Annotated in this window: 20 protein-coding genes and 1 riboswitch; of the genes, 7 read left to right on the top strand and 13 right to left on the bottom strand. The window is 53.7% G+C overall.

All coding sequences use genetic code 11. The features are described from left to right. Nucleotides 1-64: 64 nt before the first annotated feature. From cobU to DB48_RS01140, 6 genes are all read right to left on the bottom strand, one after another. Complete coding sequence (gene cobU / locus DB48_RS01165) at nt 65-601, bottom strand: bifunctional adenosylcobinamide kinase/adenosylcobinamide-phosphate guanylyltransferase (RefSeq protein WP_041508497.1); 537 nt, start codon at nt 599-601, stop codon at nt 65-67. Continuing rightward, nucleotides 598-1,365 (bottom strand): adenosylcobinamide-GDP ribazoletransferase, encoded by a 768-nt coding sequence (locus DB48_RS01160; protein ID WP_041508496.1) that lies wholly within the window; start codon nt 1,363-1,365, stop codon nt 598-600. Before DB48_RS01160 ends, cobU begins: the two co-directional genes overlap by 4 nt. A 42-nt stretch (nt 1,366-1,407) precedes the next feature. Further along, nucleotides 1,408-2,436, bottom strand: coding sequence for a nicotinate-nucleotide--dimethylbenzimidazole phosphoribosyltransferase (cobT, locus tag DB48_RS01155; RefSeq protein ID WP_041508495.1), 1,029 nt, complete (start codon nt 2,434-2,436; stop codon nt 1,408-1,410). A 64-nt stretch (nt 2,437-2,500) separates the two neighbouring features. Further along, the gene (locus DB48_RS01150; RefSeq protein WP_052813596.1) at nt 2,501-3,544 is read right to left on the bottom strand and encodes a FecCD family ABC transporter permease; all 1,044 of its coding nucleotides are present in this window, start codon (nt 3,542-3,544) and stop codon (nt 2,501-2,503) included. After that, entirely contained in the window at nt 3,531-4,406 is an 876-nt protein-coding gene (locus DB48_RS01145; RefSeq protein ID WP_052813614.1) for an ABC transporter ATP-binding protein, read from the bottom strand. The genes DB48_RS01150 and DB48_RS01145 overlap by 14 nt, the downstream gene beginning before the upstream one ends. A gap of 159 nt (nt 4,407-4,565) precedes the next feature. Then, a riboswitch (cobalamin riboswitch) is annotated at nt 4,566-4,746 on the bottom strand. 51 nt (nt 4,747-4,797) lie between these two features. Further along, nucleotides 4,798-5,409, bottom strand: a complete 612-nt coding sequence (locus DB48_RS01140; protein WP_041508494.1) for a histidine phosphatase family protein — start codon at nt 5,407-5,409, stop codon at nt 4,798-4,800. Nucleotides 5,410-6,017: 608 nt separating this feature from the next. Between DB48_RS01140 and metH the strand changes: the two genes are divergently transcribed. After that, the gene (gene metH, locus DB48_RS01135; protein ID WP_041508493.1) at nt 6,018-9,740 is read left to right on the top strand and encodes a methionine synthase; all 3,723 of its coding nucleotides are present in this window, start codon (nt 6,018-6,020) and stop codon (nt 9,738-9,740) included. A gap of 424 nt (nt 9,741-10,164) precedes the next feature. Here the strand turns inward: metH and DB48_RS01130 are convergent, their stop codons facing one another. Continuing rightward, nucleotides 10,165-10,413 carry a hypothetical protein gene (locus tag DB48_RS01130; protein WP_041508492.1) on the bottom strand — a complete coding sequence of 83 codons (249 nt, stop codon included), beginning with the start codon at nt 10,411-10,413 and terminating at the stop codon, nt 10,165-10,167. Nucleotides 10,414-10,902: 489 nt separating this feature from the next. After that, complete coding sequence (locus DB48_RS01125; protein ID WP_041508491.1) at nt 10,903-12,747, bottom strand: hypothetical protein; 1,845 nt, start codon at nt 12,745-12,747, stop codon at nt 10,903-10,905. A 766-nt stretch (nt 12,748-13,513) separates the two neighbouring features. Here DB48_RS01125 and DB48_RS01120 point away from each other — a divergent pair. The 4 genes from DB48_RS01120 (at nt 13,514) to DB48_RS01105 (ending at nt 17,331) form a co-directional block, all read left to right on the top strand. Then, a complete protein-coding gene (locus DB48_RS01120) occupies nt 13,514-14,827 on the top strand; it encodes a hypothetical protein (protein ID WP_041508490.1) in 1,314 nt (437 codons plus the stop codon). 213 nt (nt 14,828-15,040) lie between these two features. Beyond that, the gene (locus tag DB48_RS01115) at nt 15,041-15,868 is read left to right on the top strand and encodes an SseB family protein (protein WP_041508489.1); all 828 of its coding nucleotides are present in this window, start codon (nt 15,041-15,043) and stop codon (nt 15,866-15,868) included. Nucleotides 15,869-16,031: 163 nt separating this feature from the next. Beyond that, nucleotides 16,032-16,511 (top strand): YbaK/EbsC family protein, encoded by a 480-nt coding sequence (locus tag DB48_RS01110; RefSeq protein ID WP_041508488.1) that lies wholly within the window; start codon nt 16,032-16,034, stop codon nt 16,509-16,511. 142 nt (nt 16,512-16,653) lie between these two features. Then, nucleotides 16,654-17,331 (top strand): SDR family NAD(P)-dependent oxidoreductase, encoded by a 678-nt coding sequence (locus tag DB48_RS01105; RefSeq protein ID WP_041508487.1) that lies wholly within the window; start codon nt 16,654-16,656, stop codon nt 17,329-17,331. Between the two features lie 82 nt (nt 17,332-17,413). Here DB48_RS01105 and DB48_RS01100 read toward each other — a convergent pair whose 3' ends face one another. The 4 genes from DB48_RS01100 to DB48_RS01085 all read right to left on the bottom strand — a co-directional run bounded on the left by DB48_RS01100 (nt 17,414) and on the right by DB48_RS01085 (nt 20,560). Continuing rightward, nucleotides 17,414-18,007: a hypothetical protein gene (locus DB48_RS01100; RefSeq protein ID WP_041508486.1), complete on the bottom strand. Its 594-nt coding sequence runs from the start codon at nt 18,005-18,007 to the stop codon at nt 17,414-17,416. 295 nt (nt 18,008-18,302) lie between these two features. Further along, the gene (locus tag DB48_RS01095) at nt 18,303-18,665 is read right to left on the bottom strand and encodes a response regulator (protein WP_041508485.1); all 363 of its coding nucleotides are present in this window, start codon (nt 18,663-18,665) and stop codon (nt 18,303-18,305) included. Nucleotides 18,666-18,854: 189 nt separating this feature from the next. Then, nucleotides 18,855-19,937: a rhomboid family intramembrane serine protease gene (locus DB48_RS01090; protein WP_041508484.1), complete on the bottom strand. Its 1,083-nt coding sequence runs from the start codon at nt 19,935-19,937 to the stop codon at nt 18,855-18,857. Nucleotides 19,938-19,951: 14 nt separating this feature from the next. Then, nucleotides 19,952-20,560 carry a hypothetical protein gene (locus tag DB48_RS01085; protein ID WP_041508483.1) on the bottom strand — a complete coding sequence of 203 codons (609 nt, stop codon included), beginning with the start codon at nt 20,558-20,560 and terminating at the stop codon, nt 19,952-19,954. Nucleotides 20,561-20,884: 324 nt separating this feature from the next. Here DB48_RS01085 and DB48_RS01080 point away from each other — a divergent pair, with 324 nt between their 5' ends. Both DB48_RS01080 and nhaD read left to right on the top strand, forming a co-directional pair. Further along, a complete protein-coding gene (locus DB48_RS01080; RefSeq protein ID WP_041508482.1) occupies nt 20,885-21,745 on the top strand; it encodes a pirin family protein in 861 nt (286 codons plus the stop codon). Between the two features lie 305 nt (nt 21,746-22,050). Continuing rightward, nucleotides 22,051-23,526 (top strand): sodium:proton antiporter NhaD, encoded by a 1,476-nt coding sequence (gene nhaD / locus DB48_RS01075; RefSeq protein WP_041508481.1) that lies wholly within the window; start codon nt 22,051-22,053, stop codon nt 23,524-23,526. Nucleotides 23,527-23,682: 156 nt separating this feature from the next. On the opposite strand, the gene DB48_RS01070 is transcribed toward nhaD, so the two are convergent. Further along, complete coding sequence (locus tag DB48_RS01070; protein WP_041508480.1) at nt 23,683-25,065, bottom strand: Na+/H+ antiporter NhaC family protein; 1,383 nt, start codon at nt 25,063-25,065, stop codon at nt 23,683-23,685. Nucleotides 25,066-25,293 lie beyond the last annotated feature (228 nt).

The raw sequence follows: 25,293 nt of genomic DNA, 5'->3' as shown, positions 1-25,293 counted from the left end.
CTGGCTGCCTTGTTGCTTAGCTGCTTAGTTGCCTTGTTGCCTAGCTGCTTAGCTGCTTAGTTGCCTAGGAGGCTGACGCCGCGCCCTTGAGATGCAGCGGCAGACCTGCACTCACCAGCACCACACTATCTGCCAGCTCGGCTATCGCCTGATGCAGCCAGCCCGCCTCGTCGACGAAGCGGCGACTCAATGGGTCGGCCGGCACTACGCCCCAGCCCACCTCGTTACTGATCAGCACTATGCTCCCCGGCGCACTCTGCAAGCTGCGTAGCAGCGCCGCCTTGGCCTGTTGCCAGTCCCCCTGCAATAGCTGATTGCTGAGCCAGAGGGTGAGGCAATCGACTAAGATCACCCGCTTCTCCCTGGCGTGATTGTCGATGCAGGCACTCAAGTCTAGCGGACACTCCAGAGTCTGCCAGGGAAGACCGTCCCAACGGCGCTCATCCTGATGGCGGGCGATGCGCGCTTGCATCTCCTCATCCAGCCCCTGGGCGGTCGCCACAAACAGACACTCATACCCCTTGGCCACATAGTCGGCCACCAGGGCCACACCATGGCGCGACTTGCCGCTGCGGGCACCGCCCAGCACAAGGTGTATCATAGGCTGATCACCAGGATGAAGAGGTAGCAGACCAGCTCACTCACCTGCTGCACAGCGCCCAGGACATCGCCGGTATAGCCGCCGATCTGACGTCGACAGCCACGCACCAACAGCTGCCTGACCACCAGTAACAACAGACAGAGCGAGATCGCCGAGGCGATGCCGCTGAGCCAGAGGGTCAGCACACCTGTGAGCAGCAAGATCCCCAGCTCGTTCAGCGTCTGCGACTGGGCCAGTGGCTTGCTCTTACTGCTGCTATCATCACGAACATAGGTCTCGGTGAAGATCAAGGAAGCCGCCACCATGCGGCTCAGGCAGTGACCCACCACCAGCGCCGCGATCACCAGGTCGCCGTCGAACAGGGCTATCTCGCTCAGTAATACAAATTTCAGCAGCAACCCCATCACCAGCGCCAGCACGCCATAGGTGCCGATGCGCGAGTCTTTCATTATGGTGAGCTTATCCTGCACCTGCCAGCCACCGCCGAAACCGTCGGCGGTATCGGCCAGGCCGTCCTCATGAAAGCCGCCGGTGAGCAGCAACCCCGTCAGCATGGCAAACAGCACGGCCACACTATTGGGCAGTATCTGTATGGTCAGGCCATAGATCAGGGCACAGAGCCCCCCCACCACCACGCCTACCAGGGCAAAGTAGCGGCTGGCCTGATTGAGGCGCTCGTTGTCGACCTCCACCCATGCAGGCATGGGGATGCGGGTAAAGAAGCCCATGGCGATAAAAAACAGGTTTAACTCTCTGGCGAACATCTAAGCCTTTCCTTATTGCTAACCCTCAAATGGCTATTGCCGCTAAATCGAAATGCCCATGTCTTCGAGGGAGGCCATCTCGTTATAAAACTTGGCCGCCGCCAGCACCAGAGGCACGGCCAAGGCCGCCCCGGTCCCCTCGCCCAGACGCATACCCAGAGAGAGCAGCGGCCTGGCGTTGAGGTGCTCAAGCATCAGCCTATGGCCGCGCTCGTCCGACTCGTGGGCGAAGATCATATAGTCCCTTGCCTGAGGCGCTATCGTCACCGCCGCCAGGGCCGCCGCCGTGGCAATAAAGCCGTCAATCAGCACCAGCATCTTCAGCTCGGCCGCTGCTAGGATGGCACCTGTCATCTGCACTATCTCGAACCCACCCAGACAGGCCAATACCCCATAGGGATCGCCCAGTTGCTCACGGTGCAGAAACAGCGCCTGCTCCACCAGCATCTGCTTGCGCGCCAGGGTGGCAGCATCTATACCTGTGCCCCGGCCGACACACTCGGCCGCCTCGCGCCCGAGCAGCGCCGCCATGATGGCCGCCGCCGAGCTGGTGTTGCCTATGCCCATCTCGCCAAAGGCGATCAGGTTGCAGCCACGTCTATGGTGCAGGGCAACACGCTCCTTAGCCATGGCAAAGCCCTGCTTGACCGCGCCCAGGGTCATGGCGCTCTCGCGATGGATAGCACCTGTGCCTGCCCCTAGCCGCTGATTGATGAGCGCCGGTTGATCGGTGATCTCAAGGGCGATGCCACAGTCGATCACCTCCATGGTGACGTCGGCCTGAGCACAGAAGAGATTAATTGCCGCGCCGCCTTGCAGGAAGTTCATCACCATCTGAGTGGTCACCTCGCTGGGGGCGATAGAGACCCCCGAGGCGGCGATGCCATGATCGCCGGCAAACACCAGTAGGGTCGGCGCGCTGATCTGCGGCTTATCGGGGCCCAGCACCCGGGCGATAGTCATCGCCAGGGATTCCAGCTCTCCCAAGGCCCCCAGGGGTTTAGTCTTGCTGTCGATGCGCGCCTGTATCCTGGCATCGAACTCTCTGCTTACCTCGACTACTTCAAACATACAGCTCCCTCATACATACAACTCACCCTAGTTCTTTCGCATCACTCAATATTCGCATCAGGGGCTAACGTCGCCGCTTGCCACCCAGAATAAACAGGAAGAAGAGGCTACCTATCACAGCCGTGATGATCCCCACGGGCAGCTCCTGGTAACTCAGCAGACACCTGGCCAGCACATCCACCCAGATCATAAACAGGCCACCCACCAGCGCCGTGAGCATGAGCGCGAAGCGCCCCGGTAGCAGCTGGCGCACCATATGGGGCACCATCAGGCCGACAAAGCCTATGCCACCACAATTTGCCACCAGCACGGCGGTGATCAGGGAGCAGAGCAGCAGGCTGATCAGCCGCAGGCGCTGCACCCGGATCCCTAAGGTATGGGCGGTCTCGTCTCCCGCCTGTATGGCGAGGATCTGCCGCTTCAGCAGCAGTAGTACGACGCTGGCACCAAGCACCACCAGCCAGGGCAACCAGAGCATAGACCAACTGGCCTTGGCGAAACTGCCCAGGCTCCAAAACAGCACAGAGGCGGCCGATTGCGGCCCGGAGAAATAGAGCATCAAACTGGCAAGCGCCCCAAACAGGAAGGAGATCGCCACCCCAGAGAGCAGCATGCGCTCTATCTGAGTGTTCAGATCCCGCCCACACAGGGCCAGCACCATCATCACCGCCAGGCTGGCACCGATGAAGGCCCCCAGCGGCAGGCCGACGCTGGCCAGGGCACCGGTTGCGCCGCCCAGCAGGGTGATCACCACCACGGCTCCCAGCGAGGCGCCCGAGGAGATACCAAACAGATAGGGGTCGGCTAAGGGGTTGCGGGTCACCGTCTGTAACACGGCGCCCGCTAAGGCCAGGCCGAACCCGGCGATAAAGGCCAGCAAGATGCGTGGCAGACGCAGCTCTATGATGATCCTCGCGGTCACGCCGCCGGGGTCGGCGCCGCTCAGCTTGGCCAGCAGCAGCTCCAGCACCTCGGCAACGCCTATCTGCGCCGCGCCGAAACTCACCGCCAGCACCGGGGTCGCCAGGGTCAAGAGCCCCAGACAGACGAAGGCCAGTTGCTGCAAGGCGCCATATCGCCCGCCCTGACTCAGACTAGCGCTCAGCATGAGTCGCCTCCTTTATCTCGCTAGGCTCGTCATCTCGGTGAGCACCCGGCAGACTGTTGTGATAGCCATAGAAATAGTGGATCTGCGGGTTACCATGCTGAGGATGGGGCGCTACCTGACAGCAGACGCCGAACACCTTGGCGATCTGCGCCTCGCTCAGCACCTGCTTTGGGCTTCCCTGCGCCACGGCCCGGCCCTGATCCAGCAGCAACAGGTGATCGCACAGGGCGCTGGCGAGGTTCAGGTCGTGAATCGAGATCACCACAGTGATCCGCAAGGTCTTGAGCAGCTCGAGGATCTGGATCTGATAACGAATATCCAGGTGGTTGGTGGGTTCGTCGAGGATCAGCAACTTGGGCTGCTGCACTATGGCGCGGGCGATAAGCGCCCGCTGCTTCTCGCCGCCGGAGAGGGAGGCATAGGTCTGCCCGGCGCGCTCCTTAAGCCCTACGGTTTCCAGCGCCTGACTCACTGCTAGACGGTCAGCCTTGGTCGTCAGAGAGAACGCCTGCTTGTGAGGCGTGAGTCCGAGGGCCACCAGCTGGGCCGTTGTCATATCGAAATGTTGCGGCGTATCCTGCAGCACCACGGCCACCTCACGGGCAAAGGCCCTGGCACTCAGGCTGGCAATGGGCTGACCAAACAGAGTGATCTCCCCCTGGCTCGGGGTGAGAAAACGATAGAGGCAACGCAGCAGGCTGGACTTACCGGCGCCGTTGGGGCCTATGATCCCCAGCATCTTGCCCTCGGGCAGCGCCAGGTTCACCTGGGACAGTATGGCGCGCTCGCCGCAGCACCAGCCGAGGTCGCGCACCGACAGCGCCACCTTCGCGTCTAAGCCATTATATAAGCCGTCGCCTATGCCATCGCCAAGGTCATGCGCGGGGAGTGGATCTTGATCTGTGCGGGCGTTCAACTACACGCCCTCCGAACGACTCACGCCGAGGCGCCATCGCCCTTGGGCCTGTTGCGGCCCCGAGGAATTCTTCATCTTTTGCTTCCCTCAAGTCACCCGCTTGAGATAGTGGTTAGAGAGTAGGCAGGTATCCTGACTCGTGGCGGCCAAAGGATAATACCAGTTGGCGGGCACACTCACAGTTGCGGGCACAGTTTGGGCTAGCGGCGCTCGGCCTTCCCCAATTCCCTATTAAGTCCGAGTTCTCGCCTTAGCGATCTCGACACCATACTCCCGGCGCAGGCGGTCCCTGTGCCCGGTTATTATGCTAAATTTTGCCGCCGACACAAGGCCGGACTCACTCGGCATCATGCCAGTGCAGACGCCAGAAACTTTCTCCCGTCTTATCGCGGTAATGGCTTACCTTGACCACGCTGGCGTAATCCAGACTCAAGCGGGTATAGAAACCCACCGCGCGCTCGACTCCGAGCGCCTTGGCCATCAGGTGACGAATCACTCCACCGTGGGTGATGAGCAAGAGCGTCTCGCCGCTGTGCTGGTGCACAAGTTGCTCGACCACCTCGTCGACACGCTGTTCGAACGCCGCCATGGGCTCGCCCTCGGGCAATGGATTGGCCCAAGGGTCTTGCCAGTAGGCGGTGAGCTCGGCGCCATGGTCTGCATGCAGCTCAGGAATCGGCTGACCGTCCCAGCGGCCGAAGTAAACCTCCTTCAATCCGGCGTCCAGCGCCACCTTGACCTGATTCTTGCTGGTCAGATGCTCGGCAAATACCCGGCAGCGAGACAGCGGCGAGCTGATCACCCTGTCTACCGCCTCGGGCAGCTTGGCATAGGCCAGCTGCATCTGGGCGAAACCTATCTCGGTAAGCGGTTGATCGCTGTGTCCGCGAAGCAGGTTGCCGCCTTCGCATTCACCGTGGCGCATCAAATAGAGTGTCGTTTGCGTCATAACCCCAGCATTAAACCTTTTCAAGTTGAGTCGTTATCAGCATACGCCCAGGGAGACTCGCTTGGCAATGAAAGATGAATAAGGTATTGAAAAACTTTCAAAATAATCAAGCTTTCGGATAAGACCACAGCGCCTTAACCCTTACACCCAGCGCCCCGTCTCCCTCGAAGTAAAACCAGATTTAAGCTTAGGGAAGTTGCGAATAAGTCGTCATAGTACTCTGGCTTACACAGCAATTGGCGTTCAAGGCGTCTGACGCAGGGCATGCCGGGGCCTGTCCAAGTCAGATAACGCAGAGAGCCGGTTGCTGTGAAAGCCCCGAAGGGCGTGGCTTACAAGCCTATCTGCTATGTTGTGCTTCTTACAAAGGACTTGAGCCATTTGCTGCGAACCACGCCTTGCATCTAGGTCTGTAAGCCGGCGCAGAGCACATGGGACCTGTTCGCACCTTCCCCTATACTCTTTTGACTTGCCCTGAGTATTATAAGTCGATTAGTATAGACGTCTATACGTTTATACATCCAAAAGTAAAATAAAACGTCGACCCTCAGGCAGAGCCCTTAAGAAGAGTCAGATTAGGCACAGGTCAGTTGAAGTAGGTAAAAGTTATGGCGACCCAATCCCCCGTTCGAAACGTAAGGCAGATTAACGATGCGATCCGCGCGCGGCTCAATAAGGAAATTTTGATCCTCGACGGCGCCATGGGCACCATGATCCAGAACCACAAACTCGAAGAGGCCGACTTTCGCGGCGAGCGCTTCAAGCAGTGGCCCTGCGATCTCAAGGGCAACAACGACCTGCTGGTACTGACCCAACCCGAGCTGATCAAGCAGATCCACAAGGATTACCTGCTGGCCGGCGCCGATATCATAGAGACCAACACCTTCAACGCCACCCGCGTGGCCATGGCCGACTATGAGATGCAGGACCTGTCGAAGGAGATCAACCTCGAAGGTGCCCGTCTGGCCCGCGCCGCCTGCGATGAAGTCGCCGCCGAGACCGGCCGCGAGGTGTATGTCGCCGGGGTACTCGGCCCCACCAACCGCACCTGTTCCATTAGCCCGGATGTCAACGACCCTGGCTATCGCAACATCTATTTCGACGACTTGGTAGCGGCCTACCTGGAATCGACCCAGGCCCTTATCGAAGGTGGCGCCGACATCATCATGGTGGAGACCATCTTCGATACCCTCAACGCCAAGGCGGCGCTGTTTGCCATCGAGACCCTGTTCGACCAGCTGGGCCAGCGCCTGCCGGTGATGATCTCGGGCACCATTACCGATGCCTCGGGCCGTACCCTAACGGGGCAAACCACTGAAGCCTTCTACAACTCGCTGCGCCATGTGAAGCCGCTGTCTATCGGCCTCAACTGCGCCCTGGGGCCACAGGAGCTGCGCCCCTATGTCGAGGAGCTGTCGAAGATCGCCGAGTGTTATGTGTCGGCCCACCCCAACGCAGGCCTACCCAACGAGTTTGGCGGCTACGACGAGACGCCGGAGCAGATGGCCGAGGTCATTGGCCCCTGGGCCCAGGAAGGCTTGCTCAACATCATCGGCGGCTGCTGTGGCACTACACCGGAACATATCAAGGCGATACGCGCTGCCGTCATCAAGCATAGCGCCCGTCAATTGCCGAATCTGCCGGTGGCCTGTCGCCTGTCGGGCCTTGAGCCACTGACCATAGACGCCGACTCCCTGTTTGTGAACGTGGGTGAGCGTACCAATGTCACCGGCTCGGCCAAGTTTCTCAGGCTTATCAAGACGGGCGAATATGAAGAGGCCCTGTCGGTCGCCCGGGATCAGGTGGAGAACGGCGCCCAGATCATCGACATCAACATGGATGAAGGCATGCTCGATGGCGTCGAGGTGATGCAGAAGTTCCTCAACCTTATCGCCTCCGAGCCGGACATCAGCCGGGTGCCCATCATGATCGACTCCTCCAAATGGGAGGTGATCGAGGCCGGGCTCAAGTGCATCCAGGGCAAGGGCGTGGTCAACTCCATCTCCCTCAAGGAGGGTGAAGAGAAGTTTATCGAGCAGGCCACCCTGGTGAAGCGCTACGGCGCCGCGGCCATCATCATGGCCTTCGACGAAGTCGGCCAGGCCGATACCAAGGCGCGCAAGATAGAGATCTGTACCCGCGCCTACAGGGTATTGGTGGATAAGGTAGGCTTCCCGCCGGAAGATATTATCTTCGACCCCAACATCTTCGCCATCGCCACCGGCATCGACGAGCATGACAACTATGCGGTGGACTTCATCGAGGCCACGCGCGAGATCAAGCGCACCCTGCCCCATGCGATGATCTCAGGCGGCGTGTCTAACGTCTCCTTCTCCTTCCGCGGCAACAACCCGGTACGTGAGGCGATCCACGCCGTGTTCCTCTATCACGCCATTCAGGCGGGAATGGACATGGGCATAGTCAACGCCGGACAGCTGGCGATCTATGACGATATCGACCCTGAGCTAAAGGCCAAGGTGGAGGCAGTGGTGCAAAACCTGCCCTGCCCAGTTAAAGATTCAAACAACACAGAACAACTGCTTGAGATCGCCGAGCAATATCGTGGCGATGGTGCGGCGGGCGCCAAGAAGGAAGATCTCGAGTGGCGCAGCTGGCCGGTCAACAAGCGTCTGGAGCACGCGCTGGTCAAGGGGATCACAGAGTTTATCGACCAGGACACCGAAGAGGCACGCCAGCAGGCCAGCCGTCCGTTGGACGTGATCGAGGGCCCGCTGATGGACGGCATGAACGTGGTGGGCGATCTGTTTGGCTCGGGCAAGATGTTCCTGCCCCAGGTGGTGAAATCCGCGCGGGTGATGAAGAAGGCCGTGGCCTATCTTAACCCCTTCATCGAGGCCGAGAAGGTCGAAGGCCAGTCCAACGGCAAGATCCTCATGGTCACGGTAAAGGGTGATGTGCACGACATAGGCAAGAACATCGTCGGCGTGGTGCTGGCCTGTAACGGCTATGAGGTGGTGGATCTCGGCGTCATGGTGCCGGTCGAGAAGATCATCGAGGTCGCCAAGGCGGAAAATGTCGATATCATCGGCATGTCGGGGCTGATCACCCCGAGTCTGGATGAGATGGTGCACAATGTGAAAGCTTTCCATAAGGCGGGGTTGAATGTCCCCTCCATCATAGGCGGCGCCACCTGCTCTAAGATCCACACCGCGGTGAAAATCGCCCCCCATGCACCCGAGGGCGCCATCTATATCGCCGACGCCTCACGCGCCGTGCCCATGGTGGCCAAGCTGATCAACGATGACACACGTCAGGCGACCATAGACGCCGCCTATGACGAATACCAGGAGATGCGCGACAAGCGTAACTCACAGGCCAAGCGCAAGCAGATAGTCTCTATTGAGGCGGCGCGGGAGAACCGCTGCCAGCAGGACTGGCAGAGCCATAAGCCTTTCGTGCCGAATCGGCTCGGCAGACAGGTGTTTAATGACTACCCGCTGGAAGACCTGGTCGATCGCATCGACTGGACCCCCTTCTTCCGTAGCTGGGAACTGCACGGTCACTTCCCCAAGATCCTCGACGACGAGGTGGTGGGCGAAGAGGCGCGCAAGCTCTACCAAGATGCCAAGGCAATGCTCAACACCATAATCAATGAGAAGTGGCTCACGGCGAAGGCGGTCATCGGCCTCTTCCCTGCCAACACGGTCAACTTCGATGATATCGAGATCTACAAGGATGAATCACGCAGCGAACTCGAGATGACCACCCACCATCTGCGGATGCAGATAGAGCGGGTGGGCAACGACAACTTCTGTCTCGCCGACTTCGTCGCACCGAAAGACTCGGGCGTCGCCGACTACATGGGCGGCTTCGCCGTCACCGCCGGCCACGGCATCGACGAGCATGTGGCCCGCTTCGAAGCCAACCACGACGACTACAGCGCCATCATGCTCAAGTGTCTGGCCGACCGTCTGGCCGAGGCCTTCGCCGAGCGGATGCACGAACGGGTGCGTAAGGAGTTCTGGGGCTACGCCGCCGACGAGAACCTGGATAACGAGGCGCTGATCCGCGAGAAATACAAGGGCATACGCCCGGCTCCCGGCTACCCCGCCTGCCCGGATCACACGGAGAAAGGCCTGCTGTGGGAGCTGCTTAAGCCCGACGAGACCATAGATCTCAAGATCACCGAGAGCTACGCCATGTTCCCCACCGCCGCCGTCTCCGGCTGGTACTTCGCCCACCCGCAGTCACGTTACTTCGGCGTGACCAACATAGGTAAAGATCAGGTGGAGGATTATGCCAAACGTAAGGGGATGAGTGTGGAGGAAACCGAGCGGTGGTTGGCACCGGTGTTGGATTACGATATTTAGTGGAGAGGGTTACTGCGTAAACCTTATTACGCTTTGATGAGCCAAGCTTTGCTTGGCTAGCACTCGAAGCCTGCCAGTCTTCACTTAGCTTGCCTATACAGCCTTACGGCCGAGGTTAGTCGTGGGGTTCCATTTCACACCGCTTGGTGGATACGGCCTTGCGGCCGAGGTAAGTCGTGGGTCTTCAACCCACACCCGACCAAGAAGGGGATCAACAGCAATCCCCCTCTTGCATCTCCCCTGCCGCCCCAGACGAAGTTGTAATCCTTCGTGTCTTTTTGAAAATCCCTATCGCCTCATATTCGCCATCCATGGCTCATCTGAGACTATTTCGGCATCCATGCCTCAATCACGTGATTTTCTGCAATCCACTCCGGCAACTTCAATGGGGACTTGTTGTAGCATCTAACCTATTCTGAAGGGGTCAGTCACCCTGGTCATTGGTAACTAACAGGATATCTTTTTGGGCTAAAAACCTTTCAAGAACAATAAAAGGAATAGCCACAACCAGAGCATAAACTATCGAATTTAGGAGACTTTGAGTGATAATGCCCAAAAACGAGCTGGGATACAGACTAGAAAATATCATCCCAGATAGGATAATACTCGCCATAGCGATATAAAGAGTTAGCCCAACGCTATTCAGTCTTTTACTCTCTGGTTCTTTAGCCATAAAACCTCCTTATTTATACCCACTAGTCACCACTTTACAGGTGAATACATCCTTATAATTGCAGCATAAGATTGAGACAACTCAACACTTACAGCAAAACAGACAGAACACAGCTTATAGAAATTCAAGGCTTAAGTCAGGCTTCAGTTAAACTTGGCCTCACGAATCCATACGGCCTTGCGGCCGAGGTAAGTCGTGGGTCTTCAACCCACACCCGAGCAAGAAGGGGATCAACAGCAATCCCCCTCTTGCATCTCCCCTGCCGCCCCTGACGAAGTTGTTTGTCCTCATACTCCAATAAAAATCGCCTAACGACTCGAATGGGACTCCTGTCCCCCCGAGCCTTGACCATCATCCATGATGGGCACACGGCATTTTCATCTGCGTATTTCGGCAACTTCGATGGGGAATTGCTGTAGCTTTAACCCTCATTGAGATGAATAGTTGCAACTTACAAAAATTACCAATCCAGCATTAAAAATCCAACACCTAGATATTTTTTGCAATCAACTCTGCCTTTAATAAGCCACCTTTGGTTAACAACTTTGCCGAAAACTTAGGATTACGGCGAGATCTGTAAGCGTCATAGATCATCTTCAATCCTTCAGCTTCCAATAGTGAGATATTAATTTCGGTATCCATTTCAGCACTTTCAACAAAATCCTGAGAAAAACTAGGGGCAATAATCAATACCTGAGCAACTCTTTTCCCTTGGTTTTCACAGCGATTTACGTATGACTTAACCTGTCTGGATGTCGTCGCATATTTTGCAAAATCACCATTTTTAAAAGTTTTAGCCTCACCAATAATGACATCATCATCACTTAAAGATATAACAATATCTGCTTTATCTTTAGCTGTATTAATTGATTTTCTAACATCTTCATCAACAACCAAATTCAAATTCTCAAAAATCTCCTTGGTTATTTCCTCAAACTTAACACCAACTTCCGCCTCTGATATATCAATAGCAGCTTTTCTCAAGGCAGCTAAATCTCTTCTAGCCAGAGCAGGATAGTTCTCTATCAACTTTTCATTTGCATTAGCAAAAGACTCCAAAATTAACTGCCTTGGATTTCCTCTTTTAGACAGCGACATCTTGTCTCTAACTACTTTTACTTGTTCATTGCTAAGCAAATAGAGTATATCCACAGGAGTAATGCTTAAAGCCCTTAACTTCTCTGTATCAATATCCTCTGACTCTTCCAGTTCAAACTCTGCTCTGAGTAAAGATTCGAAATCAGGAAAATGAGTTTGTAGTGTTACATAAAGTTCTTTGAATCCTGCAGCACTAAGGCACTCGAACTCTTGGTTAGTTGAATTATTTAACTTAGATACAATAACATTGATTCTATCATCCAACGTAGCGCCAATTTTATCTACATTAAGATCTAAGTCATGTATTAGCGACTTTAACCGATCCTTCCTTTGATTAAGGGCTTCACCGGGATTAAATATATCTCGTTGAAGGATATTTCTAATGGGGATTCTAGAATGAATTATTTCACTAATTTTTTTATAACGCTCAACACCTCTAATCTTCTTATTATAGTGTTTAAATACATTTGACAATTCTGCATCAGACAGAGATCTAAGTATTCTCAATGTATGTTTGTTAGCCAACTCTTTACCCTGAAGCTCATTTAAAATAGCAACGACTTCATCCGCAACTAACACTTCCGAGCGTTTCCTATTGATAAATAAAACCCCCATCTCCCTCAGAGAATTCAGCCCTTCTAATACATTATTTTGAGGTATGGGATTAATCAGATGTTCTATTGCAGAAGCCTCATCCATAGATATCCCTAGACGATCAGCCAATGTATTTAAGATACTTCTTTCATCATCAGTAATTCTTGCCTCTCGATTGATTTTCTCATCATTAAGAAATGCAACACTAAAGCAATCATGATAAATGGCTAACTGTCTTCCCCTGCACATATCTTCAGAGTCTTTGCTTTGTTCAATCAAACTTCTGATCTCTATTGCAGAATCATTTAAATCCTTCCACTCTTTATTATACAAATGCTCAATCCATGAGATACGAGCAATACAATTTCCATCTCGAGTAAGAATATTTATCAAAAGACCAATTTGGGCATCTGACATAGCAATTTGTTCTTGAATAGACTCTTTATAGATACAAGAAACCAAAGCAAACAATGAAGTGATTTCGCTGCCAGAAGCATTCTTTATCTGTCCATCGATCTTGCTTACTGATCTCGCTAATTGCTTATCATTTGGCAATGCACTGGTACATAATTTATCTAAACATGAAATAAACTTAGATTTTTCAACCTGATTAATACTTGATAAAACTTGGGATAATTTCATAGATATCTCGACTCTCTACAATAGGCTTCTAGATAGCAATGAGACAACTACAATTTAACTATCCAAAGCCTTAAAAAACCTAAAATGATTGCAAAGAATGAGATACGTTCAATGGGAGGCAATTGAGAACTATTTCCTATTCGTCGTCTTCCATGAAATTAACTTAAGATATAATTACCTAAGTGTACCAATTCATCCCTGCAACACTTTTTATCGACAACATTCAACATAGCGTTCGAAAAATAAGCTGTCCAGATATTTTGCGACAGAACCGCCAGTTAAGTTAAAGCTAAAGTTATAATAGTTGTCGAAAATTACCGGTTGTGGCTACAGTAAATCCCCATCGAAGTTGCCGAAGGACGTTGGAATAAATCGAGTGAGACGGGCACGGATGCCCGACTAGCTTCCGCAGGTGCATGGATGCATCCTTCGGAAGCGGTAGCGATTTGTCCATAAGCACGAGGCTCCTAACCAATGCAGTTAACTTCGTCTGGGGCGGCACGGGGAGATGCAAGAGGGGGATTGCTGGAGATCCCCCTCTTGCCCTGGTGTGGAACGGAGTTCCACGACTTTCTTCGGTCACCAGACCGACACTCCCTAGCTGTCGAGTTAAACTCTAATACACAGTGATTAATCAAAGTTCTAACTGTTTAGGCTTTCTAAAAAACAAACAAAATGATAACCTAAATATCTAAATTAACTAACAAAACAAGCGAATGTTAATTTAGAAAATAATGAATTAAAACTAATTTTTCAGGGACGACATATGAAGCTCTTAAAAGGGATGCCCCTCCTTTTGTCAGGAATATTGCTGACTGCCTGCGGTGGTGGTTCAGACGAAACAGATAACAATCCAAATTCAGCCACACCTGCTGCCCATATATTCGGTGAGTTTAAAACTACCGCCACTCAATGCGGCTATAGCGTTGCCAATACAGATGTTACGCTTGTTGTTCATAAGGCTGACGGCTCGGTTCTAAGTCAACATCAAGTAGATGCTCAGGGGAAGTTTGATATCTCATGGCCCAGTGATGCCAAACATCTCACCACTGTTTGGCAAGACAACGAAAATTACAATATCGATACAACACTCAATTTGAATGTGAGTGATATGGGAATTCAAGGTTTCTATTCGGACACCTTGAATGAAAACTGCATCTGCCAGGATGTAAGCATAGATTATAGTGACATCGGAGCGGCTTATCCTAATCACCAATTGCAGATAAACAATTCCGTCAAAGATACATGGGCGCTCGACAATTATCATGTATGCCGAGCTCCTCAGGAAACCTTTCCACCTTTAGATTTACTGTTATTGCCGACTAGCGATACCAACGAAGAAGCCTACGGTGCAATATACCAAATCCCAACTGATCAAAGTGTTATCGCTATCTCAGCGGACATCTTCACCGAAGATAGGAATCAGGCCAAAAAGGTTAATTACTCAAACGCAAACTTGGACGCGACCGCTATTTATGCGTTTGGTTCAAACGACAATGGACGAACACACTTCCAGTTCCAGCAATTAGATTACTATAACCTTCAACCAGATCTTTACGTTCTTCCGAAACTAAATCCAAAGAACTTCATTCAAGCCTATAGAGACGTTCAACTTCGTAACGACCCAGAATCTTTAGTTTGGTACTATGGTGGGCGTAGACACCTTGTCAACGATCCCGATGAAAACCAAGAGATTGTGCTACCAGAAAACGAGTTCGAATTGCTACAAACAATGACTGATATTGCGGCCAATTCAAACTCAGCACTAAACTATGACTTCACAAACCTCAACACCGAATATCAAGCCCTGCAGCTTCGTATTGTTAGTACCAACTTGGACTGGACAATATTTGCCGATCTGAGTGGCGTCATTCCCGACCTAAAATTACCGAATGCAATGGAAGAGAACTTATCGACACAAGTTGAAAGCGTCAATCTCACACTGTTTGGTTATTTTCATGCAAAAGGTATGAACAACATTCGAGAGGCCTGGGCTAAAGAGTCTAGAAGTGACAGTAAAATTCGCCCTGACTATTTTGACAACTATGTTGTAGAGTCAATCTCAACCGAAATTAGATAACCTCCTATTACCCGCCCTGATGACGGTATGTTTACCTATACCGTCATCGATTTCATGTACAAGCTTCAACCCTAGCCCCAACGAAAATAACACCTCCCCTCTCGCTATTCAGTTTTGTTATCAATCAGGCTAGACCCGACTAACACCTTGATCTACTATGCCCACTCACCAGGATGTCTGGTCTATACCAGCTGGCAACAAGGATTAGCGAAAATGGAAGTTACACTCACCCCGAGCAATGCACTCGAAACCGCCCTGCAGGCGGCACTTGCCGATCACACCCAGGCCAAAGCCCTCTATGAACACCTGATTAAGGCCCGGCTCTACCTGCTGAGCGACGGCCAGGAAGATCCTCAGGCCGATGGCACAACAGAGCTCTCCATCATGCAATGGCACATCCCTGTCAGCGATGATCAGGTGCACTACTTCGTCCCGCTGTTTACCTCCCAGGAGGCGGTCGATCAGGCCAAGGTGGTTATGGAAGCAGAGGGCAGCGAATTTCACGGTCAGATAGAGATAGATGCGCCTCAAGCATTTCAGCTGCTGCTGACCAATCAGATGGATATGGCGCTCAACCCCAATAGCAATCTATCGAAAGTCGTCAGCAGCGATGAGATCCGCTATATGTTGCTGCCCGACATGGCGCTACTCCCCCAGGGCAATCACCTCCTGCTGCTAGGCAAGGTACTGGCAAGCGACCTGCCCATGTTCGGCGCGGTGCGCCAAATATTGGCTAACTACCCCAGCGTCAAGGCGGGCTATTTCATCGAAACGAGCGAGCTAGATATCCGCCGCGGCGGCACAGACAGTGCCTTCACCCTGGCACTCACCCTGGAGGGAGACAGAATTAGCGATGATTTCAGCCGCATTCGCAGCGATTGCCGCAACCTGCATAGAGAGATTGAGCTTCATGGCTGGGAGATACGCCCCTACCTGTTAAGAAGTGACAAACATGATGAGATAAGCGACTTCTGCCTGAAGAAGCTTGAGCCCTTCTACCGCCCTTCATTGTTGAGCAAAATTAAGACCTGGTTTAGCTGATCGGCAAGCCAGGCTTGGCGGGTGACTTAATCGATGAAAAGCGCTGCTCAGTCAGCAGAAAAAACGACATCAAGCCAGCGGTGAAAAGTGCACTCAGCCAGCATTGGAGCCTGGCTGGACTATACTTATCGATAACGTTTCACAACGTTAACGAGGCAAGTATATGAGTATTTCAAACCGGTTAAATCACTATCTGGCTGAGCATGAGGTGAACTATGAGATAGTGCTGCACCGCCACAGCCACAACTCTATCAGCTCGGCGATTGCCGCCCAGCTGGCCCCCGCCCAAGTCGCCAAAGGGGTGATATTGGAAGATCATCAGGGACGCAGGATCATGGCGGTACTGCCCACCAATCATAAGATCAACCTCAAGGCGTTGGGTGACAAGCTCAACCGCGATCTGCATCTGGTGAAGGAGCAAACCGTCTATCAGATGTTTGACGATTGCGAACACGGCGCCATCCCCTCCCTCGGCGCGGCCTATAACATAGAGACCATCTATGATGACCTGCTGATCGAGGCCAAGGAACTCTACCTCGAGGCCGGCGACCACACCAGCCTGGTCAGGCTCAGCCGGGAAGACTTCATCAAGCTGATCAAAGACGCTAAACACCTGAGGTTTAGCTATCAGAGCATCCACTAGCACTGACTCATCAGGGAAGCGGCGGCTTCCCTTTTTTTGTCCGGGCTTCCATTAATCCTTCTCACACCCCACAGCTTCTGGCATCTGGGCTAAGTTGCGGCATAATAGGCCGACCTAACCAAGCTTAATGAGTGAATGGATCATGATACTAATTACCGGAGCCAGCAGCGGCCTGGGCGCAGCCCTCGCCAGGCGTTATGCCAACATGGGGGAGCAGGTAGTGATCTCGGGGCGCGATCAAGCCAGGCTTGCCAGCGTAGCGCAGAGCAGCAGCGGCCTTCATCCTCTGAGTGCCGACCTCTGCAACGAGCAGAGCGTAGCGACCCTGTTAGATGGCGTCGATGCCATGAGCGGCGCCTCACCACTTAGCACCGTGATTCACTGCGCCGGCAGCGGCTACTTCGGCCCCATCGCCGAGCAGCAGGCCGATGAGATAGCCAAATTACTGCAAAACAACGTCACCTCCAGCATCTTGCTGGTACGCGAGCTGGTTAGGCGCTATCGAGACACGCCGCTGAATCTGGTGGTAGTGATGTCCACGGCCGCCCAGCAAGCCAAGGCGGGGGAGTCGACCTACTGCGCGGCCAAATGGGCGGTGCGCGGCTTCATCGAGTCGGTGCGCCAGGAACTCAAGGGTAAGCCGATGAAGATCATCGCTGTCTATCCCGGCGGCATGGATACCGGCTTCTGGCCCAGCAGCGGCAAGTCCCTCGACACCTCGAGCTTCATGAGCGCCGAGGAGGCCGCCGAGATGCTACAGGGAGCCCTAAGGGCCACCGAACATGGCCATATCGCCGATATCACCATCGCCAGAGGCTAGCTGTTCGAGATTGAGCGAACCCAAAACAAAGGCTCGGCCTGAATAAACAGTGCCGAGCCTCGCTTAAGAGCTTACTAGCAGATCACTTACGCTTGTAGATGGCTTCCATCTCGGCGGCCATGGCCTCTGCCTCTTCCAGCTGCAACTTGTGTTGTTTCTCGCCTAGCTCGATAAGTTGTTGCTCTAAATCCGCCAATTGCTCCTGCTCGGCCTGGGTGAGCTCTGGCTTATCCTGCAGGGCAAAGATGGCGTCATGGATCTTATCCATCTCCATATCCAGGGCCTCGATAGCATCGGGATTCTCGCCGTCCTGACTATCCAGCTCATCCAGCCAGGCATTAAACTGCTCACGTGAGGCGCCCACGCCCTCGGCGGTCTGGTCGATGAAACAGTCAGACAAGGCCTCGGCGTTCTCTTCTGTCATGCGCTCATACTTATCGAAGCAGCTCTTCATGGCGTGGCGATAACCGCGCTCCAGCTTGCCGCTGTCGATGCCAGACACCTGCTCCATGGCGATAAAGTCGCCGTCGGCTTTCATCTGCGAGACATTAAATTCGATAAGCTTATCGACATCCACCTCCATGCCAGCCAAGCCATAAGCATCAGGCGGTGGAAGGTTGGCGCCCTGGGCGCTGGTGAGGATAAAAAACAGCGGTAGTAAGAATCTTGCTTTCATGATTAATCCCTTAATCTAGTGTAATAGCTTAGTCTGGTGTAACAGCTTAGTCTGGTGTAATAACTTAGTCAGCCAGGCGGTGACCTCCTTGTTGCCGCCATAAGATAGCCCAGCCCATGGGGCCTGTCTAGAGATAAGCACGCTCACGAAAAAGCAGCTTATCTTTCATAAGACAAGCCGCTGAAAATGATGATTTATTATGATGCTGCTGTCAGAAACGGGCTGACTAATACGACGCTAAATCTTCTTGGAAATCCAGGCCAATAGCCTGTGAACCACCTCGCCATCTGCGGCGTTAGAGGTAGGCCTCGATTATCTCCTGAATCGCATCTGGCATTACAGGCTTGGTGATGTAGTCATCGACGCCGAGCTTGAGGGCAAAATCTTTGTCCGACTGCTCCGCCAGCGAGCTTATCACCACCAGGGGGATCTTGGCAGTCTCTTCGCTGCCCTTAAGATGCTGGATCACCTGATAACCGTTGACGTGGGGCATGGTGATATCCAGCAGGATCAGATCCGGTACCAGGGATTTCATCACCTCGATGCCACCACTGCCCGAGTTCACCGCGGTGACCTCATAATCGTCCCCCAGCATGGCGAGTAACACCCCGGTACAGACGGGATCGTCGTCGATGATCAAAATTTTCGCTCTGGACATTTATCTCTCGCTCTCGCTGTTGATTTGATTACATTGTATCCAAGTCTGGCGGGAATACCAGCCTGTGACAGGTGGTTAACCTTAGGGTTTAGACCCCTTTTTTTCGCTTAAGTTTCAGCAACAAAAAGCGCGCCCATAAAAAAGCCCCGTCCGGAGACGGGGCCTTGAAACACGGCGGCAACTCAAAGGTTAGCGGGCGATTTTCACCTCGGGCTCGTTGAGCAGCGCCAGCATAGGATTATCATGCATCACCTTGGCCTTGAGGCTAATCCCTAGGATAAGGCCCATCACAAAACCGCCTATGTGCGCCCAGTAGGCCACGCCCTGGCCCGCCATCACCAGGCCAAAGATGTTGAATCCCAGCCAGATGGCGAAGAAGGCCATGGGACTGAGCTTCTTCTGATACACCACGAACATGAAGGTCAGGCTGGCATGACGGAACCACATAAGGTACATGCCGAACAGCCCGGCGATGGCGCCGCTGGCGCCCACCATGTAAATGCCAGAACCTGGGTCGGCGGCGATCTGCGCGGCCGCCGCGGCCAGGCCACACAGGAGATAGAGTCCGAGAAACTTGGCGCGGCCCAACACATCTTCCAGGTTATCCCCCACCACGTAGAGGAAATACATGTTACCCGCCAGATGCATGATATCGCCATGGAGAAACATATGGCTCAGCAATGTCCAGGGGTGGTGGCCCGCCAGCAGCTCGTTGGAGCGCATGGCAAAGTTTTCGAACACTGTCTCTGTACTGCTCAGGTTAAAGCCGTAGGCGACGAAGATCAGTATATTGAGCGCCAGCAGCATGTAGGTCACTAAGGGCGTCGATTTCGGCTTAAGGTTAAATTCCACCGGCATCTTGCAGAGGAACTGAAACAGCCAGGTCTTGACGCTGATGCTAGCGTTTAACTCCTCCAGCAGTTGTCTCACCTTGGGCGACTGCACCACCTTGGTACGCTCATGCTCATCGACCCAGACACCGCTACAGCTATGGCAGACATCCACCTCGATCTCATAGCCAGTCATCAGATGGTAGCGATGCAGGCTCAGGTCGCACTGATGACAGCTGCGGCTGGAGATCCCCAGCAGCTCCCCCAGTGTCTCTTCGACCCTGACATCATCATCGCCATTGTCGGCCTTCGAAAGGGCGGCATTTAGCTCGCCGTTTTTAAACCAGAGGCCACCGCACTGACGGCAGCAATCCACATGCTCGCCGTGAAAATTGTAGGCTCTTAGTCGCCCCTCGTGGCAACCTGGACAGATATGGGTCATGGGGAGCTCCTTTACTAATCTACTATGATGTCGTTGCGTCTCAGCTCATCGGCCAACGCAGTATAATTGGCCTTCAGTGCCGGCAGAGTGTTGTCGCTCATCTCTTTGGTCAGCCCCTTAAGCAGGTCGCCGCCATACTTGGCGCCATAGACTCGCCCCTCAATCTTGCCAATGATATCGGTCACCTGCAGATAGAAGCGCCGGGTCTGTGACAATAGCTGAGGCGGCGTCTCCAGGGTATAGGGCGAATAACGCATATTCTCCCACACAAAGCTAGCCAGGGCTGGCTTGTGATTCTTGATGTCGAAGGGCGCCTTACCGGCGATAAAGTCGGCGTACTCGTTGATGATGGTGATATTGTCCTGCACCTCATCATACAGGGCATGACGCAGGTAATAGTTGTTCTGCTTGTTGGTCAGGTTATCGAAGGTGATCGCCTGCGACAATCCCTCCTGCGCCGCCAGATAGACGCCGGCGACCGTGGCGATGATCATGAAGATCTGGCTGATCCAGAAACTGGTCTTCACCAGCTCCCGATTGTCTAAACGGGGAAAACGCTTGCCATCCTCTACCGCTGTGGCTGTGGCTGGGGCTGGGAAAGAGGCTTGGTCATTAACATCCATATTCTGATTCCTGTGACTAAAAATGCACTGTGCATAAAGCAGGGGCGGATACTAACACAAGCCGATGACAAATTTGTACCACAAGGTTTTATTTTAATAACAAAAACAATAGCTACCGAACATTTTTGTGATACAAGCCTCCCGTAATCCAATGCAAGAGGCGACTCACCTTAGCGTTAAACATCCTATTTTTTAGAAGCTATTAAGCGGTATTTAGCAATATTCGTTCGATTAAACCAGTGATAGGCTGATCCCATTCCCGCCAGCTACACTTAAGCAGCACTAAAGCAGCGCTAGGCGGTTCCCAATCATGAGGTACTTAAGATGAAAGTGATCAGCCAATTTACCGCCCGTCCCGCAATGGATGGTGACGGCGTCAACATCCGCCGTGTGGCCGACTTTATGAACACCCGCTTCGATCCCTTCCTGATGCTGGATGAGATCAAGTCGGACGATGCCAGCGACTATATCGGCGGCTTCCCGCCCCATCCTCACCGCGGCATAGAAACCTTTACCTATATCCGCAAGGGGGGCTTCGAGCACAGAGACCAGCTGGGGAACGTCAAGGCAATCAAGGCCGGTGACGTGCAGTGGATGAGCACAGGCAGCGGCGTGGTGCACTCAGAGATGCCCCTGGCCGACGCCCAGGATGGCCTGCACGGCTTTCAGATCTGGCTCAACATGCCCGCCAAGGAGAAGATGCGCCCGGCCATCTACCGCGATAGCACAGATGAGCCGCTACCCGAGACACAAAACGACAGCGGTGCCCGTCTGCGTGCCTTGGCCGGCAGCTGGCAGCTAAAAGGTGGTGAGCCGCTGCAGGCGCCCATTCAGGAACTGGCGGGCGATGGCAAGATAGCCGACCTGATGCTGGCGCCCAATGGTTCGGCCCAGCTGGATCTAAAGTCGCGCGAATATGTGGGTCTCTATCTCTATCAGGGTGAGCTGGTTAGCCAGGCGGCGCCGGAAAAGCGCTACGGCGCGGGGCAATACCTTGTCGTCGATAGCCAACAGCTCATCGAGCTCGAGGCGGGCGAACTGGGCGCTGGGGCGCTGGTGTTTGCCGGTCAGCCCATTCGCGAGAAGATAGTGCACATGGGCCCCTTCGTGATGAACACCGAGCAGGAGATCCAGCAGGCGATCGCCGACTATCAGGCGGGACGATTCGGCAGCATCAAGGCCTAATGGCTTAAACCCAACAGATGAAGAGGGCCAATGGGCCCTCTTTTTTTATGTAAATTCAGCAGCATCCTACTGCGCCAAAATCGTGATCCTGTGCTAACTTTCTAACAATGAAAATCTCGAAATCGTCACAAAAATCATGATAAGTTTATTACCACTTTGTAGGTAAATGTTTATTTTTCAAACATAATTTGATCAAATTTATGTGACTTAGCCGTAACTAATACACATAAACTTGAGGCGCATCAAAATTTACAGCAGGAAAGCTGTGGTAATTTTTAAGCTATTCCTAACACAGAGAATACTTAATGAGAAACCTTAAGCCCCCCTTTGGCAACCTTGCCAGTAGCTTAGCAAGCTTAGTTGTATGTTTGGCCGCACTGTTTAGCCCAGCTGTTTTTGCCAGTAGTGGCGAGGCCGGTGGGCAGCTGTTAGATCTCACCGCCACAGGGGCTGGTTATCTCGCCGTGGTCATCTTCGTCCTGGCCTACCTGCTGGTGATGGGCGAAGAGGTGCTGCACCTGAGGAAATCCAAGCCGGTGCTGGTCGCCGCCGGATTGATCTGGGGCATCATAGGTTACATCTATGTACAGCACGGCATGTCGGAACTCTCTGAGACCGCCTTTAAGCACAATCTGTTAGAGTATGCCGAGCTGCTGCTCTTCCTGCTGGTTGCCATGACCTATATCAACGCCATGGAGGAGCGTAATCTGTTTGACGCCCTGCGGGCCTGGATGGTAGGTAAGGGCTTTAGTCAGCGTACCGTCTTCTGGCTCACCGGCTTCATGGCCTTCTTCATCTCCCCCATCGCTGATAACCTGACGACGGCCCTGTTGATGTGCGCCGTGGTGATGAAGGTAGGCGGCGACAACAAGAAGTTTGTCGCCCTGGCCTGTATCAACATAGTGGTGGCGGCCAACGCCGGTGGCGCCTTCAGCCCCTTCGGCGATATCACCACCCTGATGGTCTGGCAGAAGGGCGTGGTGCATTTCGAGCAGTTCATCGACCTCTTCATCCCTTCTCTGGTCAACTTCCTGGTACCGGCGGCCATCATGAGCGCCTTCATCGTCAACCAAGTCCAGGAGGCGGATGAGGAGAAGGTGCTAATGAAGCGCGGCGCCAAGCGTATCGTCGCCCTGTTCCTGCTCACCATTGCCACCGCCGTCTGCACCCACAGCCTGCTGGGCCTACCACCTGTACTGGGCATGATGACAGGCCTTGGCTTCCTGCAGTTCTTCGGCTTCTACCTGCGTAAGAGTTTCCCCAAGGCGGTGATCAAGGCGAAGGAGCAGGCGGAGCGCGATAACAATATCAAGCGCCTGGAGCAGCTGGGTAACGTGGTGCCCTTCGATGTGTTTAGCCGCATCGCCCGCGCCGAGTGGGATACCCTGCTCTTCTTCTACGGCGTGGTGCTCTGCGTCGGTGGTCTGGGCTTCATGGGCTACCTGAGCCTGGTCTCCGAGGCCATGTATACCCACTGGGACGTGACCTATGCCAACATCGCCGTGGGCGTACTCTCCTCTATCGTGGATAACATCCCAGTGATGTTTGCCGTGCTGACCATGAACCCTGACATGGGGCTGGGCCAATGGCTGCTGGTGACCCTGACAGCGGGTGTGGGTGGTAGCCTGCTCTCTATCGGCAGCGCCGCCGGGGTCGCCCTGATGGGTCAGGCTCGCGGCATCTACACCTTTGCCAGCCACCTCAAGTGGACTCCAGTGATAGCCCTCGGCTACGCCGCCAGCATCCTGGTACACCTCTGGTTGAACAGCTCGCTGTTCTAAGTCCGTGTGTCGTGTGTAGCGTGAAGGAATGAAAAGGTTAGATTACCTATAGTCACCCTATGGGTTAATCAAAAGGGGCGTTGACTAGACTAGTCAACGCCCCTTTCTCCTTTATGTCTGCTTCCGACTTATCTTAGGCCAAGACGAGGAAAGCACTTAGGCCAAGACAAGGAAACCGATAAAGGTCAGTCCGGCCGCCAGCAAGGCATAAGGCAGCTGGGTCACCGCATGGCTCACCAGGTTACAGTCTGAGCCCTGGGCCGCCAGCACGGTAGAGTCTGAATAGAAACAGGCCTGACTGCCGAAGGAGGAGGCCGACAACAGGGCGCCGATCACCAGCGGAATATCGGCGTTAACCGCCTGGGCCAGAGGCATCACTATGGGGATAGATACCGCGAAGATCCCCCAGCTTGAACCTGTGGCAAAGGCCAGTATCGACATGGTTAGGAAGACCACGGCTGGCAGCCACTGAGAGGTCATGAAGGGACTCAGGTTGCCAATCACATATTGCGGCAGCATCAGTTTGTCGCACACATCCTTAAACACGAAGGCGGCGATAACCGTGCCGATAGCCGGCAACATGGACTTAAAACCGTCGAGCATCTGCTCCATCATCTCAGACAGTGGCATCAGGCGCTGCACCCCATAATAGGGCAGGGTCACCGCCAGGGTCGCGATCAGCCCCTTGAGCACGTCGATATCGAAATAGACGGTAAAGCCCACCAGCAAGAGGATAGGCACCATGAAGTTATGTAGCTTGCCCAGGTTATCGGCATGCTTAAACTCCTCTTCGATCGCCTTGAGGCTGTAATCATCCGAGGTCTGCACCTCATCAAAGGCATCGACCGCCTTGGCAGGTTTACCCGCCATCGCCGCCTGCTGCGCCTTCTTCATCGGCCCGAATGCAGGCACTATGCCCAAGATCACCAGCAGCACCATGGCCACCGCTAACCAGGCGTAGAGCATATAAGGGATGGCCGACATATAGACGCTGATCCCCTGGCCCTCGCCTGCCACGCCGTTATCCACCAACAGGCCGCCGAAGAAGACGGCCCAGGTCGACAATGGCACCAGCACACAGATGGGCGCGGCGGTAGAGTCCACCACATAGGCCAGCATCTCCCGCGACACCTTAAACTTGTCGGTCACCGACTTCATGGTCGAGCCCACGGTCAGGGCGTTGAGATAGTCGTCGATAAAGATCACTACGCCCAGAATAAAGGTCATCAGCAGGGATGACTTTGGCCCCTTGGCATACTTGAGCGCGTGGCGACCGAAGGCCATAGAACCACCCGTCTTCACCAGGAGGGCGATCAGGGCGCCAAAACCCCCACAGACCAAGATCAACCAACCTATGGTTTCATCGGCCATGACAGAGAGCGAGATATCGGAGAAATTATTCAGTACCTGATCGGGTTGGTATAACACCAGGCCCACTAAGGCACCTATGATTAACGAAAGGATTGGACGGCGTAGCCAAACCGCTAACACCAAGACCACCAAAGGTGGGATAAGACTTAAGACTGTCGCGTCAGACATGGCTTAAGGTCCTTCTAAAATAGAGCCGATACGGCAAACTCATTTTACTCGGCGTAAAACCCCAAAGTTTATACGCTTAATTGCTGCTTTATTATGGACATAACGACGTTCGCCCCTGGCGAACCATGCCTTTATTTTTGTACCCCAGCTAAAACATCGGGCGCAAAATAATCTGCATTGGAGACTGAGTCAATCAGAAATAGTTATCCGGCGACAAAAAATTTTTAA

Origin of the sequence: Shewanella sp. cp20, assembly GCF_000832025.1 — a bacterium.
Classification (GTDB): Bacteria; Pseudomonadota; Gammaproteobacteria; order Enterobacterales; family Shewanellaceae; genus Shewanella.
This window is presented reverse-complemented; position numbering and strand designations above follow the sequence as displayed.

What these genes read in the sequence shown, in the direction of transcription:
- cobU (WP_041508497.1), bottom strand. Translation starts at nt 601, where the DNA reads ATGATACACCTTGTGCTGGGCGGTGCCCGCAGCGGCAAGTCGCGCCAT.
- DB48_RS01160 (WP_041508496.1), bottom strand. Translation starts at nt 1,365, where the DNA reads ATGTTCGCCAGAGAGTTAAACCTGTTTTTTATCGCCATGGGCTTCTTT.
- cobT (WP_041508495.1), bottom strand. Translation starts at nt 2,436, where the DNA reads ATGTTTGAAGTAGTCGAGGTAAGCAGAGAGTTCGATGCCAGGATACAG.
- DB48_RS01150 (WP_052813596.1), bottom strand. Translation starts at nt 3,544, where the DNA reads ATGCTGAGCGCTAGTCTGAGTCAGGGCGGGCGATATGGCGCCTTGCAG.
- DB48_RS01140 (WP_041508494.1), bottom strand. Translation starts at nt 5,409, where the DNA reads ATGACGCAAACGACACTCTATTTGATGCGCCACGGTGAATGCGAAGGC.
- metH (WP_041508493.1), top strand. Translation starts at nt 6,018, where the DNA reads ATGGCGACCCAATCCCCCGTTCGAAACGTAAGGCAGATTAACGATGCG.
- DB48_RS01130 (WP_041508492.1), bottom strand. Translation starts at nt 10,413, where the DNA reads ATGGCTAAAGAACCAGAGAGTAAAAGACTGAATAGCGTTGGGCTAACT.
- DB48_RS01125 (WP_041508491.1), bottom strand. Translation starts at nt 12,747, where the DNA reads ATGAAATTATCCCAAGTTTTATCAAGTATTAATCAGGTTGAAAAATCT.
- DB48_RS01120 (WP_041508490.1), top strand. Translation starts at nt 13,514, where the DNA reads ATGAAGCTCTTAAAAGGGATGCCCCTCCTTTTGTCAGGAATATTGCTG.
- DB48_RS01115 (WP_041508489.1), top strand. Translation starts at nt 15,041, where the DNA reads ATGGAAGTTACACTCACCCCGAGCAATGCACTCGAAACCGCCCTGCAG.
- DB48_RS01110 (WP_041508488.1), top strand. Translation starts at nt 16,032, where the DNA reads ATGAGTATTTCAAACCGGTTAAATCACTATCTGGCTGAGCATGAGGTG.
- DB48_RS01105 (WP_041508487.1), top strand. Translation starts at nt 16,654, where the DNA reads ATGATACTAATTACCGGAGCCAGCAGCGGCCTGGGCGCAGCCCTCGCC.
- DB48_RS01100 (WP_041508486.1), bottom strand. Translation starts at nt 18,007, where the DNA reads ATGAAAGCAAGATTCTTACTACCGCTGTTTTTTATCCTCACCAGCGCC.
- DB48_RS01095 (WP_041508485.1), bottom strand. Translation starts at nt 18,665, where the DNA reads ATGTCCAGAGCGAAAATTTTGATCATCGACGACGATCCCGTCTGTACC.
- DB48_RS01090 (WP_041508484.1), bottom strand. Translation starts at nt 19,937, where the DNA reads ATGACCCATATCTGTCCAGGTTGCCACGAGGGGCGACTAAGAGCCTAC.
- DB48_RS01085 (WP_041508483.1), bottom strand. Translation starts at nt 20,560, where the DNA reads ATGGATGTTAATGACCAAGCCTCTTTCCCAGCCCCAGCCACAGCCACA.
- DB48_RS01080 (WP_041508482.1), top strand. Translation starts at nt 20,885, where the DNA reads ATGAAAGTGATCAGCCAATTTACCGCCCGTCCCGCAATGGATGGTGAC.
- nhaD (WP_041508481.1), top strand. Translation starts at nt 22,051, where the DNA reads ATGAGAAACCTTAAGCCCCCCTTTGGCAACCTTGCCAGTAGCTTAGCA.
- DB48_RS01070 (WP_041508480.1), bottom strand. Translation starts at nt 25,065, where the DNA reads ATGTCTGACGCGACAGTCTTAAGTCTTATCCCACCTTTGGTGGTCTTG.